The following is a 17,442-nucleotide window of genomic DNA, read 5'->3' as shown; positions in this document are numbered from 1 at the left end:
TCCCTCCCCAGCGCACGGTCGCGGGCGCCATGCTGCGTACTTGGCTCCCCCGACAATTGTCGTACCTTCCCTTGTGCTGACGCGGGCGGCGCGAAACATGTACACATTTGTACGACTACGCCAAGCATCTCGCGGTTTGAGGTGATCCAGACGATGGCGCCGCACGACTTGACAGTGGAGAACAAGCGGCGGATCGCGACCGCGAACAGTAGTGGTGCGCCGCAGATCTGGTGCCGGTTAAGCTAGAGGCTCAAGATTTCATCCTGCGCATGGGCTTCGCCCCAACTCCCGACGAGATCTGACGCAGCAACGACGCGCGGCCAAGGGCATCGCCGTACAAGATGTCGGCACATATGCGTGCGCATAAATCACATTTCCAAACTTTTTTCGCCATACTTGCTAATTAGCCAACAGGTCGAGCAGTTGGGGGGCACCATCAAATCCCACTGCCCTGAAATCCGTTCGCAGCCTCAGCCGCTGTGAGCATGGCGTATGTTGCGCGTCTGCCCGACGCGCGGCAGTGGAATTCCCGTTTCAACATCAAAGAGGAACACGGAATGACAGTTTCCGCGCCTGCTGACCGTATGTCGCGCGATCTCGCCCTGCGGGAAAGCTTCCCCCGATTATGGCGAGCGACATCTACGGGAATGACTACATCGCGAGCCGTGCTGCCCTAGACCGGCACGCGATACTTGCACTGACACCCTAACCATCAGCGACCTCAGACTGCCCAAGCATCGTTCGGGCCAAACCTGGGGCCGGAGGGATCGTCGACGGCTTCGTCTCACAGAGATGATGCGCCCACGCGACGGCTCCTGACATCTACGGAGACTCAACAGCAATGGCGATCACGTCCTTCTCACCGACCAACGGATCCAGCCTAACGGTCGACAACAGCAAGTATTACGTACAAAACGCCAACCAAAGCTGGAGCCTACAGGAGCCCAATACCGATACGCTGCGGTTCGAATTGCGTTCGGGAGATCATTGGAGCTCTTCCGGATATAGCGATCCGACTTCGGCCGAGCGCAGCGAAGCGGGCGGCGGCACCCTATACTCGGCGGGCACTCAGATAAACGTCTCCTACGAGTTCATGGTCGAACCAGGTGCCACTAATACCGCAAAATGGATCGTCCTCGGCCAGATGCACGAAGACAGTGCTGGCTACTCTCCTCCGTTCGCGGTCGAGTTGGTGAACGGCGACCACATGGCGATCGACATCGGAACCGGCAGTGAGGTGTATCTTTACAAGGACCCGAACCCGATTGAGCGCGGCCACTACTATTCGATGGACGTCCAGGTCAAATTCGACGCCAATGGCAACGGGTTTCTCAGGGTCTGGCGCGACGGTGTTCAGATCGTCGACTATCACGGTTCAATCGGGACCGGCGCTGCAACCTATTGGAAGGAAGGCGTCTATCGCTCGGCAGCCCCGGAAACCATGGCGGTGAACTATAGAAACCTGCACATAACAACCGGAGCGGCATCGGCTCCTACGACACCGACGCAGCCGACCACACCCACAACGCCAATCACGCCGCCAAACGTCGCACCGACAGTGACCCAGGCCTCCGCTTCACCGGGGACGGGAATCGAGCATGCCGGGGATACTATCACACTGACGCTCGGCTTCAGCGAGGCCGTGACCGTCAGCGGTACGCCGACCCTGTCACTTAATGACGGCGCCAAGGCCACATATGTCGGAGGCTCGGGCACGAGCACACTCACCTTCAAAACAACGGTCGCATCGACCGACACCAACACTTCGGCACTTGCCATCACCGCGGTCAATCTTCCGAACGGCGCGAGCATCAAGGATGCTGGCGGTCTTGCGGCGAACCTCTCGGGCGCGGTGAAGACGTTCTCCGGTCTCCAGATCAATCCGATCGTTCCGGCGGTGACGCAGGCCACAGCCTCTCCGGGAACCGGCACCGAGCACGTAGGCGACACGATCACGCTGACGCTCGGCTTCAACGAGGCCGTGACCGTCAGCGGAACGCCGACGCTGTCGCTCAACGACGGCGCAAAGGCCACCTACGTTGGTGGCTCAGGCACGAACTCGCTCACCTTCAAAACGACTGTCGCATCGACCGATGCGAAGACCTCAGCGCTCGCCATCACCGGAGTCAATCTTCCGAGCGGCGCGAGCATCAAGGATGCCGGCGGTCTTGCGGCAAATCTGTCGGGCGCGCTGAAAACGTTCTCCGGTCTTCAGATCGACGCGTCCGCATCAACGCCGACTACCCCGACCACTCCAACCACCCCATCGACTCCCTCGGCGACTCAGCCAGTGCTCACCGTCGCGGATAACTCGCTCTGGGTGGGCGGGAGAGGCGATCACGTCGACCTGGGGACCAAGGTGACAACGACCGATCTCAACGATGGCGTCACCGTGACCATCACGGGATTGCCGAAGTACGAGACGATCACCGACGAGCTCGACGGCAAGACGTTCAGCGGAAATAACATCACCTTGACGGCTGCGCAGGTGAACAGCGGATTGACTCTGAATTCGTACTACCGGGGCCGGGGTGAACCGGTTGCGATACTCACGCTGACGGCAAGCGCTAAGGATCCGAGCACCGGCGCCGTCGCGACAGCGTCGCCCAAAACGATCACCGTGACGGATCCTCCGACCTGGGAGCACCACTTCGGAGACCGAGGTATTGCGGGTCGGTTAGACCAGTCCAGCTCCGCGGCAGGTTCCGCGCCGCAGCCGGTCCCGGCGGCGAACTCCGCGCGGCAGCCGATCGCGGTGCCGGATCCTGCGCCTGCAACCAGCACGCTCACGACATCGCCGGCGAGCCAGGGTTCTGCTTTGTTCGGCCAGATCAGGGACCTCGTCGCCAACGGAGGCGTTGCGACCTCTGCGTCGCCGATCAGCGCGGCGGATACTCCGCATGCGAGCGGCTCGCCTACCTCGTCCCTTGCAAGCCAGAGCTTCGCGCTGCTGAACCAGTGTCTGGCCGCCACCACTGGCCGCGTCGATCCCGGGCAGATTGTCGCGGGCTTGTCTAACGGCACTCACTGGCGGCAGGATTCGTTCTTGACCAGACCGCAACATTGATCCGCTTCCGCACCCAGGCGCCCAGCGCCCGGGTGCGGCACTATCAATGTTTGTCATGCCTAAAAAGGATGCCGGCTAAGAGGGATTCGCGACCGGCATACTACGAACGCCCGCCCCTACGCATGACGACACGGCGATCATCGAGGCTATCGCCGCAGTCGAAATGCGCAAACCGCATCCGGATGTGTTCGTCACTCATATCGCTGTGCCGCCTCAGCGTATCGCCTGGCCTTGCTTGGCACAGCTTCATCGGCTTGATAGGCCAGCGCGACAGATCCCTGTGACAACGCGATAGCCGAAAGTTTCGAGGATCTTCCACGGTTCATCGCCGAGATACAACAAACGCCAATTGCACTCGGCTCTCTAAGCCCGCAACAGTCGAGACCAGAACACTAGTTCAAATTTGGCCGCCGACCTACCGACGAACAGGGAATATCAGCGCCACACGTAAGGCCATATGTCACGCAATACGCGGGTATAAATCACATTTCCAAACTTTTTTCGCCATACTTGCTAATTAGCCAACAGGTCGAGCAGTTGGGGGGCACCATCAAATCCCACTGCCCTGAAATCCGTTCGCAGCCTCAGCCGCTGTGAGCATGGCGTATGTTGCGCGTCTGCCCGACGCGCGGCAGTGGAATTCCCGTTTCAACATCAAAGAGGAACACGGAATGACAGTTTCCGCGCCTGCTGACCGTATGTCGCGCGATCTCGCCCTGCGGGAAAGCTTCCCCCGATTATGGCGAGCGACATCTACGGGAATGACTACATCGCGAGCCGTGCTGCCCTAGACCGGCACGCGATACTTGCACTGACACCCTAACCATCAGCGACCTCAGACTGCCCAAGCATCGTTCGGGCCAAACCTGGGGCCGGAGGGATCGTCGACGGCTTCGTCTCACAGAGATGATGCGCCCACGCGACGGCTCCTGACATCTACGGAGACTCAACAGCAATGGCGATCACGTCCTTCTCACCGACCAACGGATCCAGCCTAACGGTCGACAACAGCAAGTATTACGTACAAAACGCCAACCAAAGCTGGAGCCTACAGGAGCCCAATACCGATACGCTGCGGTTCGAATTGCGTTCGGGAGATCATTGGAGCTCTTCCGGATATAGCGATCCGACTTCGGCCGAGCGCAGCGAAGCGGGCGGCGGCACCCTATACTCGGCGGGCACTCAGATAAACGTCTCCTACGAGTTCATGGTCGAACCAGGTGCCACTAATACCGCAAAATGGATCGTCCTCGGCCAGATGCACGAAGACAGTGCTGGCTACTCTCCTCCGTTCGCGGTCGAGTTGGTGAACGGCGACCACATGGCGATCGACATCGGAACCGGCAGTGAGGTGTATCTTTACAAGGACCCGAACCCGATTGAGCGCGGCCACTACTATTCGATGGACGTCCAGGTCAAATTCGACGCCAATGGCAACGGGTTTCTCAGGGTCTGGCGCGACGGTGTTCAGATCGTCGACTATCACGGTTCAATCGGGACCGGCGCTGCAACCTATTGGAAGGAAGGCGTCTATCGCTCGGCAGCCCCGGAAACCATGGCGGTGAACTATAGAAACCTGCACATAACAACCGGAGCGGCATCGGCTCCTACGACACCGACGCAGCCGACCACACCCACAACGCCAATCACGCCCTCGCCGATTGCCCCCCCGAGGTCGATCACACCAACGTCCCCGACCACTCCCGCCAACTCAACTACACCAACGGCCCCAACAACCCCAACCACCCAAACCACGCCTACGTCATCCGTCACCACGCCAGTCCTCACCGTCGCGAATCCCGCGCTGTCGGTGATGGGCAGAGGCGGTACGGTCGGCCTGGGGGTCAATGTGTCGACGACAAATACCAACGAACGCGTGACCGTGAACGGCACCGGCCTGCCGAAGCACGAGACGATCACCAGCGCTCTCGGCGGTCAAATGTTCAGGGGAAGGGACATCACCTTGACGGCCGCGCAGGTCAGCAGCGGGCTGACGCTCACATCGAGCTACAGGGGCGGAGGTGATCCTGTCGCAACGCCCGTGCTGACCTCAAACACGCAGGACCCGGTCAGCGGCGTCGTAGCGTCAGCCGAGCCGCAGAGCATCAGCGTGAGTGATCCGCGACCTTCGGCGACATCGATGCAGCCGACAGCTGTTATGAATCCCCCGCCCGCGTCCGGCACCAGGAACTCGTGGACAGGCCAGCTCGCGGGCGGGGTGAACCAGCAGCAGCCCACCAGCACCGGGGCAACCTCCGGGTCGCAGCCTATCTCCGCAAGGGATCTTTCGGCTGCAATCTCCACGGTGATGGTGTCACCGGCAGCCCAAGGCTTTGCTCTTTCCAATCAGTTCAGGAGCCTGGTTGCAGGCGGCTCTACCGCGGCGCCGGCGGCGCCCGCCGTAACGAATGATGCTCGCTCGACGAGCACGACCACCGCGAGCCTGGCAAGCCAGAGCTTTGCGCTGCTGAACCAGTATCTGGCCGGTAGCACGGGTCGGGTGGACCACGGTCAAATCGTGGCAAGCGTGTCGAACGGAGCTGCTGCAGGTCAGGTATCGTTTCTGACCAGACCGCAACATTGATCCGCTTCCCCGCACCCCGGCGTTCGCGCCAGGGTGCGGGCCATCAACGTTTTGGAATGCATGAGAAGGAACAACAAAGGCGGCCGGTAGCCGCGAAGGGTTGAGTTAAACATTATGGCGATGCAGAATGGGAATGCCCACGCCGCAGACCACGGGCTTCGAGCCTTGGCTCTGTTCCTGCGCCTTCATGGCGTCGACGCCGATGCGGACCAGCTCCGTGATAGCTGCGGAAGCAGCACAGTAGGTATGCGCGCCCTGCTTCGTTGCGCGCGCCAGTTCGGAGTCGAGGTCCGTTCGCGAACGACGCAATGGACACGACTTGCTAGCCTCAAACTGCCAGGAATCGCATCGCTGCGTGACGGCGGGTTCTTGCTTCTCGGCAAGGTTGATCACAACGGAGCACTCGTGCTGCGTCCGACCGGATCGCGTCCGGAGCTGATGACGCGCACGGAGTTCGAGGAAATCTGGGACGGTCGTTTGATCCTGAACGGATCGCAGAACGTCGTCGATCGGATGCTCCATGCCCTTGCGGGCATGAGTGTCCCCATCCCTGATTTGGCGCGCCACACCGTCGATGCCTTGATGCGCGCCCACGACGCCTTGATGCACGCCTTCGATACATTGATGGGTGGGTGCTGCGGCGAACGACACGATATGGCAGTCCAGGCGGCGAGTTCCGAATCCGAGGCTGCGACCACCCAACTTGAGCGCGGAGACGAATCCGGGCTCGTGGCGGTGGCGATCCTGCTGCGTTGCCATGGCATTGCGGCCGACCCGGAACAGATCCGGCATCGGATGGGCGCGGCTCGGCTCGGTGTCACCGAGATCCTACGCTGCGCCAAGGAATTCGGACTCAAGGCGCGAGCACAGAGGACGAGCTGGGACAGACTGGCAGTCACCCCGCTGCCCGGCATCGCGCTGCTGCGCGACGGCGGCTTCCTGATCCTCGGCAAGACCGTCGACGACAAGCTTTTGGTTCAGCGCCCGTTGTCTCCCCAGCCCGAAGCAATGACGCAGGCCGAGCTTGAGGCGATCTGGGATGGCGACCTCATCCTGATGGCGCGGCGCGCATCCCTAACTGATCTCTCCCGCCGTTTCGATATCGGCTGGTTTGTCGGCGCGGTCCACAAGTATCGCCGTCTTCTTGGCGAGGTGCTTGTAGCATCGTTCTTCCTGCAGATCTTCGCGCTCATCTCACCGCTGTTTTTCCAGGTGGTCATCGACAAGGTGCTTGTGCATCGAAGCATGAGTACGCTCGATGTTCTGATCATTGGTCTTGTAGCGCTGACGGTGTTTGAGGCCGTTCTCGAAACGCTCCGGGTCTATCTGTTCGCGCACACCACGAACCGCATCGATGTGGAGCTCGGCGCCCGGTTGTTTCGTCACCTGATGGCGTTGCCAATCGCATATTTCCAGGCCCGCCGGGTCGGCGATTCAGTCGCCCGCGTCCGCGAGCTGGAGAATATCCGCCAGTTCCTGACGAGCTCCGCGCTGACGCTCGTCATCGATCTCTTGTTCACCGCCGTCTTCCTGGCAGTGATGTTCTACTACTCGACGACGTTGACACTGATCGTTATGGCGTCGTTCCCGTTTTACATCGGCATTTCTGCGGGCGCTGCGCCGCTGTTTCGTCGGCGCCTCGATGAGAAATTCAATCGGGGCTCCGAGAACCAGGCGTTCTTGGTCGAGAGCGTCACCGGCGTCGAGACGCTGAAGGCCATGGCAGTTGAGCCGCAGATGCAGCGCCGATGGGAGGAACAACTCGCCGGCTATGTGAGCGCGAGCTTCCGCGTCCTTAGCCTGAACAATACGGCGAGCCAGGCGGTCCAGATGATCAACAAGCTGGTCATCGCGGCAACGCTTTACTTCGGCGCTAGACTTGTGATTGGCGGCGATCTCACCGTCGGCGAGCTCGTTGCGTTCAACATGCTGGCCGGGCGTGTGAGCATGCCGGTGCTGCGTCTCGCCCAGATGTGGCAGGACTTCCACCAGGCCCGTCTGTCGATCGCACGCCTCGGTGACATCCTCAACACCATGCCGGAGCCGAGCTTCAATCCGGGCCGCGCCGCACTGCCGCCGATCCGCGGGCAGATCACATTCGAGCACGTGACGTTCCGCTATCGCATCGACGGTCCCGAGGTGCTCCACAACGTGTCATTCAACGTCAAGCCCGGCCAGGTCATCGGCATCGTTGGCTCGTCCGGTTCGGGCAAGAGCACCATCACCAAGCTGGTCCAGCGTCTTTATGTGCCGGAGAGCGGACGGGTGCTGATCGACGGCGTCGATCTCGCGATGGTCGATCTGACCTGGCTACGGCGCCAGATCGGCGTCGTCCTGCAGGAGAACGTGCTGTTCAACCGCTCGATCCGCGAGAACATCGCGCTAGCCGATCCCGCCATGCCGATGGAGCGCGTCATCGAGGCAGCATCGCTCGCCGGCGCCCACGACTTCATCCTGGAACTGCCTGAGGGTTACGACACCATCGTCGGCGAACGCGGCAGCAGCCTGTCCGGCGGCCAACGCCAGCGCGTCGCGATCGCGCGCGCACTGATTACCGACCCGCGCATACTCATCCTCGACGAGGCGACCAGCGCGCTCGACTACGAAAGCGAGCGTGCCATCCAGCAGAACATGAAGCGAATTGCCGCCGGACGGACCGTGTTCGTCATCGCTCATCGGCTTTCGACCGTGCGCAATGCAAACCGGATCATCACGCTTGAGCATGGCCGCATCGTCGAGGACGGCAGCCACGATGAGCTGATCCGCTCGAACGGGCGTTACGCCAACCTCCATTATTTGCAGGCCGGTATCCATGACGTCCGCTAGCCGAAATATCGTCCCGTTTCCGAGATCTCCCGCTCCGGCCCGCCGCCGCGAGCATGAAATCGCGTTCCTGCCGGCGGCGCTCGAGATCACCGAAACGCCGCCGTCGCCGATCGGGCGCGCGATCGGCGGGAGCATCATCGCGGTCTTCTGCATCGCTATACTGTGGGCGTCGTTCGGCAGCGTCGATATCGTCGCGACAGCGACCGGCAAAATTGTGCCGGGCGGACGCACCAAGCTGATCCAGCCGTTCGACACGGGAGTCGTCCGAGCCATCCGCGTCCGCGACGGGCAGACCGTGAAAGCCGGCGACGTCCTTATCGAACTCGACCCTACGATGACGGAAGCCGACAACGAACGTCAGAAGGGCGATCTCCTCGCGGCAGAGCTCGAAACCGCCCGACTGCGCGCCGCGCTCGCAGAGGATCCGCTGGCCGCCTTCCGGCCGCCACAGAGCGCAAGCGCTGCGGAGATCGAGATGCATCGCCAGTTCCTGATCAGCCAGCGCGCCGAACAGAATGCCAAGCTCGCCGAGATCGAACGCCAGCAGGGCCAGAAGGAAGCGGAACGGGCGACTACTTCAGCTAGCGTCGCGAAGCTGCAGGCGACAATACCGGTGTTGCAGGAGCGCGTGGATATCCGCAAGAATCTGGTCGACAAGGCGCTGGCGTCGAAGGTCGTCTACCTCTCCGAGTACCAGGAGCTCGTCGGCCTTCAGCAGGACTTGGTGCTGCAGCAGAGCCGGCTGCGCGAAGCCGATGCAGCCTTGGCGTTGCTGAAGGAAACCAGAGACAGGACCGCCGCGGAGTATCGGCGGGTGACCTATGATGCATTGGCCAAGGCAGAACAGAAGGCTGCTAGCGCTGCGCAGGAGGTGATCAAGGCAGAACGGCGCACGAAACTTCAGCGGTTGGCCGCACCCGTTGATGGCGTAGTGCAACAGCTAGCCGTTCATACTGTCGGGGGTGTGGTGACGCCTGCGCAGGCACTTGCCGTGGTGGTTCCGAGCGAGAGCCAGCTGGAGATCGAGGCCATGCTTTCCAACCGCGACATCGGATTCGTACAGCCGGGCCAGCAAGCAGAGATCAAGGTCGACACCTTCAACTTCACGCGCTATGGGCTTCTACATGGCAACGTGCTCAGCGTTTCGTCCGACGCTATCACTCGCGACAGACCACGGGGAGCTTCGAATGATCGAGCCATGGGCGCGGCGACGAGCAGCAGCGAGCCCAAAGGTCAGGAGCTGGAGTATGCCGCTCGTGTCTCGCTCGACCGTGTGGCCATGCAGATAGACGAGAAACTCGTCAAACTTGGGCCCGGAATGGCCGTGACGGTCGAGATCAAGACCGGCTCGCGAACGGTCATCAGCTATCTTCTCTCGCCGCTCGCGAGATACAAGCAGGAGTCGCTACGGGAGCGATAAACAGCAAGCCGTCATTTTGCGTTGGCCTTTCGTCCTTTATGTCGGTCGCCAGATCGGTGCTCGCTCGATATGGGTCGCTGCATGGCCGCAACAAAGCCGTGAGTGCAAATGTTGCGCAAGTACCACAATCTCACGTGCCTGCACTTGCAGTTCCCCGTTGATGGCGTGCGTATTGAAGCCGTAGGGCCAAGGCGCGCGTCGCTCTCGGTCCTAGTAGATGCCGGCAGATCGCAATTGTCGTCGGTGGCGCTCAAGGGCTTTAGAAGTTTTTCACGATTGACAAACTCGTTTCAGGAATTCGAGACCTGGACGTCGCGATAGACAACTGGAGCTCTCGTCTGCCAGACGCCAATATCTGCGCATATCTGGGTCAATGATCGCCTTGATTTCCAACACAATACCTCTTCCGCAGGCGTCAAGCCAGCATGACAGATCGCAACGTCGCCGACCCTGCGCGCGCCGATCACCTAGGGAATTGACCTGCCGCTCATGGCCTCGAATGTCCGGACCACCTCCAAAACACTGTTGCCGGCTCCTGTTCCGAGATTGACGCTCAGGACGCTGGCCTGATTCAGGTGGCTCAAGGTCTCAGATGTCCGGATGCAAGGTCGGCGACATGAATGAAGTCGCGGATTCGGTGCTGTCCGGCGTGTCATGTTCTCGCGCCATCTATATCCCGCGCGAACGTGGCAATGTTTCCTCCGGGAAGACTTCCTCGCCTGGAACGCTACCCATCGGAGGTAGCTCATAAGGACTAAAATCTCTAGGCCCGACAGTTCGGTTTGGCAGCTACAATACAATGGTGTGTGCCCCTTCGGGGATTAGCGATGCCGCACTATCGTATTCACATTCTAAACGAACTCCGCCAGTTGGGGGCGTGGTGAACTTTGACTGCTTAGACGACGCGTCCGCGACAGAGCAAGTCCGGCGGTTGGCGAACCCGCATCAGGTCCAGCTCTGGCGGCTGGTCGCGGAGCTCAAATTTGACGATCGCGGCACCGAACCAGCCGACAACGAAGCGGCCTTCGCGTACACGCGCCGGAGGAGTGCCCCTTTTTAGCAATTATTCCACCCGTCGCACTTGCGTAGACTGGCCCGGCGTACCGGCGTTACGGCGTTACCCAGTTCCTGCCATGGCAAGCTCTGCGCTTGGGCTAGTTACCCAGCAGTAGAGCAGAGCCCGAGAGGAAAGCTCTCATGTCTCAAGAACTACTTAAGTTCGCTGCATGGGCCGGTCTGCACGTTGTGCTTCCCGAACTGTCGAGAACGACCTTAACGCATAGGAAGGGCTAACCACCTTGTGCGGTTTCGTCGGCATCTTCGGATTTGTCGAACCGCTTGAGTCGGCACGCAGCAGGGCTCTCGAGATGGCAAAGACAGTCAGACACCGCGGGCCAGACTGGAGCGGCATTTATTCCAGCGAGCGCGCAGTACTCGCGCACGAACGCCTTTCCATTGTCGACGTGGAGCACGGCGCCCAACCCCTTCTCGACGTTACGGCTGGTCGGGCTTTGGCTGTGAACGGAGAGATCTACAATCATATCGCTTTGCGCGACGAACTGAAGCTGCCGCACGTCTGGAGAACGAAATCAGACTGCGAAATCATCCTGTATCTCTACGACGAGTATGGATCAGCTTTGTGCAATATGCTGAGTGGCATTTTTGCATTTGCCCTCTTCGACGAGCGCAGTGGCGATTTCTTCGTCGCCCGAGACCACATCGGCATTGTTCCGCTTTACATCGGGTGGGGCGGCGACGGCGCAACTTACGTCGCGAGCGAAATGAAAGCTCTCGATCGCATATGCGAGACGATCCAGGAGTTTCCGCCGGGACATTACTATAGCGGCAAAGTCGGACAGTTCGTCAGGTGGTATGATCCACCGTGGGCACATACACTCCCAACGAAAAAGGTGTCCTTGCACGAGCTCCGAACTTCGCTCGAAACTGCGGTCAAGCAGCAAATGATGTGCGATGTGCCTTACGGGGTGCTTATTTCTGGTGGGCTCGACTCTTCCCTCATCGCGGCGCTCGCGTCACGCCATCGCTTCAAGCGGATCGAGTCTGGAGAGACCGAAGAAGCATGGTGGCCAAGACTGCACTCGTTCTCCGTCGGCCTGGAAAATTCACCTGACATGAAGTATGCACGAAACGTGGCGGCTCACATCGGCACGGTCCATCATGAGATTGTTTTCACTGTACAGGAAGGATTGGACGCGTTGCCAGATGTGATCCGGCACCTGGAGACCTTTGATGTCACCACCATTCGTGCCGGCACGCCGATGTACCTCATGGCACGCAAAATTAAATCAATGGGCATCAAAATGGTGTTGTCCGGAGAAGGCGCTGACGAAGTATTTGGCGGCTATCTCTACTTCCACATGGCACCATCAGCAGAAGAATTCCACGAGGAGACTGTTCGAAAACTCTTTGCGCTCAGCAGGTATGATTGCTGTCGTGCGAACAAGGCAACAGCTGCTTGGGGGGTCGAAGCCCGGGTACCCTTCCTGGACAAGGAATTTTTAGACTATGCGATGTCGATAGACCCCGCCGACAAAATGTGCCCTGGCGCGAAGATCGAGAAGGGCATATTGCGGGAAGCATTCACCGATCTGTTGCCGCAGGAGATCTTGTGGCGTCAAAAGGAGCAGTTTTCCGACGGAGTGGGGTACAGCTGGATTGAGTGCTTGAGACAGCATGCAGAGGATAAAGTCTCAGATCAGATGCTCGCAGAGGCTAGCAGGCGCTTTCCGCAGCAAACGCCGACTTCCAAAGAAGGATACTTCTACAGGACTATCTTTGATAGCATCTTCGAGAATCCGACAGCTTGCCTAACTGTCCCAGTCGGTCCCTCGATCGCGTGCTCCACGCCGACCGCTTTTCTCTGGTCTCAGCAATTTGCGAGCATAGATGACCCATCTGGAAGGGCAGTGAAAGGGATTCATATTCAGGCTATTGACAACGTTTGATCAATCGGCTCCCCTCCGATTTCGGAGGCACCGCCGAAGCGCGGACTCCGCACAGTCTGGGGCCCCTTCACAGAGTAATGTCAGAGCGATGCCCTTAGTGCCGCATTAGGCTCACGACATCGACGCGACCACTTCCAACATCACCTCCGTCGCGCCGCCGGCGATGGATAGGATGCGGGCGTCACGCGCCATGCGCTCGATCGGACTCTCGCGCATGACGCCCATCGCGCCGTGGAACTGCACGCACGCATACACGACCTCGTTGACCAGTTCGCCGCAGATGGCCTTCAACATGGAGATCTCGCGCAAGCAATCTTCGTCCGCCGCCATGCGCCAAGCGGTGGCATAGAGAAACTGGCGGGCTGCCTCCACTTTCGCAGAGAGCATCGCGAGACGCTGACGGATCGCTTGCATGTCCCATAGGACGCCCCCGAATGCGCGGCGAGCTTTCACCCAGGCGAGGGTCATGTCGATCGCCGACCCGGCCGTCCCTATCGCCATGGCGGCAAGAACAAGGCGCTCGTTCTGGAAGTTGCGCATCATGGAGTAAAAGCCCTGTCCCTCGGCGCCGAGCACGTTCTCGGTGGGGATCCGGCAACCGTCGAAGACGAGTTCCGCCGTATCGGAGGAACGCCAGCCGTGCTTGTCGAGCTCGCGGGCGATGCTGAAGCCTGGCGTGCCCTTCTCGACGAGAAACATCGTGATCCCGTTGCTTCCTGCCGATGGATCGGTCTTGGCGGCGACGCAGTAGAGATCCGCGTGGACGCCGTTCGTGATGTAGAGCTTCGTGCCATTGAGGACGTAAGAGTCACCCTCTCGTAGAGCGCGCGTGCGGATAGCTTTCGCGTCCGAGCCCGCATCTGGCTCCGTGATGGCGACCGCGGTGATCACCTCGCCACTGATAATGCCGGGCATCCAGCGGGCCCGCTGGGCGTTGGTCCCGTCATGAAAGACATACCCGGAAGCCATGTCGGTATGGACCAGCATCGCATCGGCGAAGCCGCCATAGGTCGAGCGCCCGAGTTCCTCAGCGAAGACCGTTGATGCGACCGCGTCCATCTCGGCGCCACCATACTCGGCCGGGTAGCGGATGCCGAAGAAGCCGAGTTCGCCCATGCGACGCAGGATCGGACGGGGAATGAACCCGTCTTCTTCCCAGCGATCCGCACAGGGTTTGATCTCTTGCTCGACGAACCGGCGGACCTGGTCCCGTAAGGATTCATACTCGCCCGCCACCCAAGGCAGCGCCGGTCCTCGCGCCGGTACCCACGCTTTGTCCATCATCTTCATCTCGCTCTGCTATGAGTCCAACGCAGAAGCTTGCGTCCGGATTGATACCCCAAGGTCATTCGGAGGCGGTAAGCTAGAGTTCGATTTCCTCTCTCGGTCCCTCCGAGACTGAAGGGGCTCTGGAAATGGCTATCCAGCGCATTCCGTCGATAAGTTCGGCCAGTTCGGCCACTGTCGGGCGCTCGAAGAGGTTGCGAAGCTGCACGTCGACCCCGAAGATCTTTCGCATGTGCGACACCGCCCGCATCACCAGGAGCGACTGCCCGCCAAGATGGAAGAAGTTATCGCGACGTCCTATCGAGTCGGTCTTCAGGAGATCGCACCACAGCGTGGCCAGCGTCTTCTCAGTCTCCGTCGAGGGGGGCGCGAAGTCTTGTGCAGGCTGGATGTTTTTCGCCGTCGGCTCGGGAAGCGAGGAGCGGTCGATCTTGCCGTTGGACGTGAGCGGCATCCGTTCGAGACGAACATAGTGCGTCGGAGTCATAGACTCCAAGAGTTCTTCGGCGAGGTGGGCGCGCAGCTCCGCCACGCTCGGGGGTTTCGAGGAGACATAATAGGCCACAAGTCGCGCGATGCCATCTTCGGCCGCTGACGGTTCGACATAGCCGATTTGGGTCGCTGGTTTCGCCACCGAGGTGGTGATAGCAACGACAGCGCATTCCTGAACGTGCGGGTGCTTCAGAAGCCGAGCTTCGATCTCGCCCAGCTCGATACGCGCACCACCAACCTTCACCTGATGATCGGCGCGGCCGAGAAACTCCAGGCGCCCTTCCGAGTTCCAGCGGGCGAGATCGCCCGTCTTGTACAGCCGCAGCTTCGAAAACCCATCTCTGGGATCGGTGATCGTGAGGAAACACTCGTCGGTCAGGTCAGGGCGATTGAAATAGCCTCTCGCGAGACCATCGCCCGCAATGAACATCTCACCGATGATGCCGCGGGCGGTGGGCTGATGTGCCTTGTTGAGGACATATATGCCCGCATTGGCGGCCGGAACGCCGATCGGCACCGATGCGGATTGATCCCGGTCGATGTCGAAACGGTGGATCATGCAGCCCACAGTGGCTTCGGTTGGTCCGTACTCGTTGTAGATCTCGATGGGATGGGGGATCGCTTTCGTGATGTCGCGAGCCAACTCGGTCTTGAAGTCCTCGCCCCCCACGATGAACTTGCGCAGCCTTGTGGTCTCAAGATCGCGGTCGCAGATCATCGCGAGATGCGATGGCGTCAGCTTCATGATATCGACGGCACTGTCGTCGATGACCTTTAGCACCACCATGCTCGGGGCCGCGGGATCGCCAAGATAGACCACAATGCGGCCGCCAGTGATGAGTGGCGTGAAGAGGGTCGTGACGGTCAGGTCGAAGGCGAGTGATGAGAAAAGGGGCCATGCTAGACGCTCACCGGAACTGTACACCCGAGCGGCCCACCAGATGTAGTTCACCAGGTTCCGGTGCTCGATGACGACGCCCTTGGGCGTGCCGGTCGAGCCGGAGGTGAAGATGATATAGGCGGCACCGTCCGGAGTGGCGGACGGTCGGTCCGAGTCCGGCTGATTCAAAATCGACCCGAAATCAGCATCGAGCACGAATATGTCGGCAAGGTTCGGGGGAATGACGGATTGCAGGCGCGCCTGAGTGATCGCCACCGGCGTCCGACCGTCGGTCCCGTTGACAATGTCCTTCAGGATTGTTGCAAGACGCCCCTTCGGCGTTGCCACATCCAGCGGCACATAGGCTGCGCCGGACTTTAGGACGCCTAAGATCGCGACGACAACTTCAATGGAGTGCTCCATGAACACAACCGCGATCCGACCCGGCCCTACGCCGATCGAATTCAGATGCGCGGCCATCTGGTTGGAGCGTTCATTGAGTTGCCGGTACGTCAGTGTTGCATCGCCAAAGCGGATCGCTTCAGCGTCAGGACTACGCGTCGCCTGGTCGCGGAAGAGATCGATGATCGTCCTATCCGACGGGTAGTGCGCTGCCGTGGCATTGTACTCGACAACCATCGCCTGATGATCGGCATTTTTCTGCAGGGGAAGCGCTACGCCCTCCGCCGCGATAGGTCGGATTTCATTCATGAGATACGCTCCTCATGGTAAATCAAATCACGTCAACTTTTTGGGTCGCCTTACGATAAAGCTCTGCAACGGCAGGTGCATCCGGTTCCTCCAGCATACGGGAACCGTCGCAATCGTCCGGACCGAAATAAAATTCAACACGGGGCATCACTCGAAGCCATCTGTGCGGTGCTGCACCCGATCGTAGCCAGGCCTTGTTCGGAAGGAATATACATACACGACCCGAATACGGAGTGGGAATGTACCGCTGCAAGGCCGCGATCGCCGTGGATTTGAGTCGTGCTCGGCTCGCTAGAACCGGATCTGTTGTGACAGGCTCTTTGCTTTTGCGAATGCCGGTCGCGAGGGTGCGGACGCGCTCGCCGAGATTCCGAACGCGACTGCTGAAATATTGGAGACGGGCGCTGAATGTCGGCAGCTTCGCCATATCTCGCAGGAACCATTCGGCGCTACTCCTGGCGGAGAAATACAGCAGACGCGGCAATTCCTGATAGGTGGTGGGGTGAACAGGACCAAAGAGTGCAATGCATGGGACCCCCGCTCCGCGTTGTCCGAGAATTTTCGCCAGTTCGAGTGCGGTTGCAGCGCCGGAGCAGTAACCGGCGATGATGTACGGACCGGTCGGCTGATATTGGACGATCTGGCTGGCGAAGTACTCGGCGATATCTTCCACGCGTTCCATCGGCTCGCTCTGCCCATCGAAGCCAGACGGTTGGAGTGCGTAGAACGGTTGATCGCCGCCCAGGTGCTTCGACAGGTGCGAGAATGAGAAGGGCGCTCCGACATGCCCGGGTACGGCGTAAATGGGCGTGCGAGTTCCGCGAGACTGCAGCGGAATGATGGCAGGCTGTTGGCGGGCCGCCGCCGTGGCCATATTCAGAAACGCGATGATCTCGCCCTTGCGGTCCCGCAACTGGTCGCGAAATTCTGCCGTCAGCGCGCCAGCTGGGACCTTGCACCGCAGCCGGTCGCCATCCACCCAGACCTCGATGTTCTTGACCGCGAGGCCTGCAAGAAGTTCCGGGATCTCTATCACGTCGGCCGACATAGGGCTTTCCGATCACTTTCTTCATGATTCCCGACGAAGCCTCCTGCACGACGGTTTCATGACAAAACTGCCTCTTTCCCCGATGAAGCACTGTCCCGTGTTCTCGACCTGCGCGAAGTGTGGAAACGAGCGCGGTTTGAATCATCTTGCGTGCAGTTCAG

Annotated in this window: 8 protein-coding genes; 5 read left to right on the top strand and 3 right to left on the bottom strand. The window is 60.1% G+C overall.

From position 1 onward, the window contains the following. Window positions 1-841 precede the first annotated feature (841 nt). From RX331_RS09115 to asnB, 5 genes are all read left to right on the top strand, one after another. A complete protein-coding gene (locus tag RX331_RS09115) occupies window positions 842-3,067 on the top strand; it encodes a heparin lyase I family protein (protein WP_317256245.1) in 2,226 nt (741 codons plus the stop codon). A 955-nt stretch (window positions 3,068-4,022) separates the two neighbouring features. After that, on the top strand, window positions 4,023-5,651 hold the full coding sequence (locus RX331_RS09110; RefSeq protein WP_317256244.1) for a heparin lyase I family protein: 1,629 nt from the start codon (window positions 4,023-4,025) through the stop codon (window positions 5,649-5,651). A 114-nt stretch (window positions 5,652-5,765) separates the two neighbouring features. Then, complete coding sequence (locus tag RX331_RS09105) at window positions 5,766-8,477, top strand: type I secretion system permease/ATPase (protein WP_317256243.1); 2,712 nt, start codon at window positions 5,766-5,768, stop codon at window positions 8,475-8,477. After that, window positions 8,464-9,897, top strand: a complete 1,434-nt coding sequence (locus RX331_RS09100; protein WP_317256242.1) for an HlyD family type I secretion periplasmic adaptor subunit — start codon at window positions 8,464-8,466, stop codon at window positions 9,895-9,897. Before RX331_RS09105 ends, RX331_RS09100 begins: the two co-directional genes overlap by 14 nt. Before the next feature lie 1,298 nt (window positions 9,898-11,195). Beyond that, window positions 11,196-12,863: an asparagine synthase B gene (gene asnB / locus RX331_RS09095; RefSeq protein WP_317256241.1), complete on the top strand. Its 1,668-nt coding sequence runs from the start codon at window positions 11,196-11,198 to the stop codon at window positions 12,861-12,863. Between the two features lie 111 nt (window positions 12,864-12,974). Here the strand turns inward: asnB and RX331_RS09090 are convergent, their stop codons facing one another. From RX331_RS09090 to RX331_RS09080, 3 genes are all read right to left on the bottom strand, one after another. Then, window positions 12,975-14,153: an acyl-CoA dehydrogenase family protein gene (locus RX331_RS09090; RefSeq protein WP_317256240.1), complete on the bottom strand. Its 1,179-nt coding sequence runs from the start codon at window positions 14,151-14,153 to the stop codon at window positions 12,975-12,977. Between the two features lie 73 nt (window positions 14,154-14,226). Next, window positions 14,227-16,233 (bottom strand): non-ribosomal peptide synthetase, encoded by a 2,007-nt coding sequence (locus RX331_RS09085; RefSeq protein ID WP_317256239.1) that lies wholly within the window; start codon window positions 16,231-16,233, stop codon window positions 14,227-14,229. A gap of 22 nt (window positions 16,234-16,255) precedes the next feature. After that, on the bottom strand, window positions 16,256-17,281 hold the full coding sequence (locus RX331_RS09080; protein ID WP_317256238.1) for an alpha/beta fold hydrolase: 1,026 nt from the start codon (window positions 17,279-17,281) through the stop codon (window positions 16,256-16,258). Window positions 17,282-17,442: the final 161 nt, after the last annotated feature.

Origin of the sequence: Bradyrhizobium sp. BWA-3-5 (assembly GCF_032917985.1) — a bacterium.
GTDB lineage: Bacteria > Pseudomonadota > Alphaproteobacteria > Rhizobiales > Xanthobacteraceae > Bradyrhizobium.
Note: the sequence above shows the minus strand (reverse complement) of the source record. Positions and strands in the feature narration are given on the sequence as shown.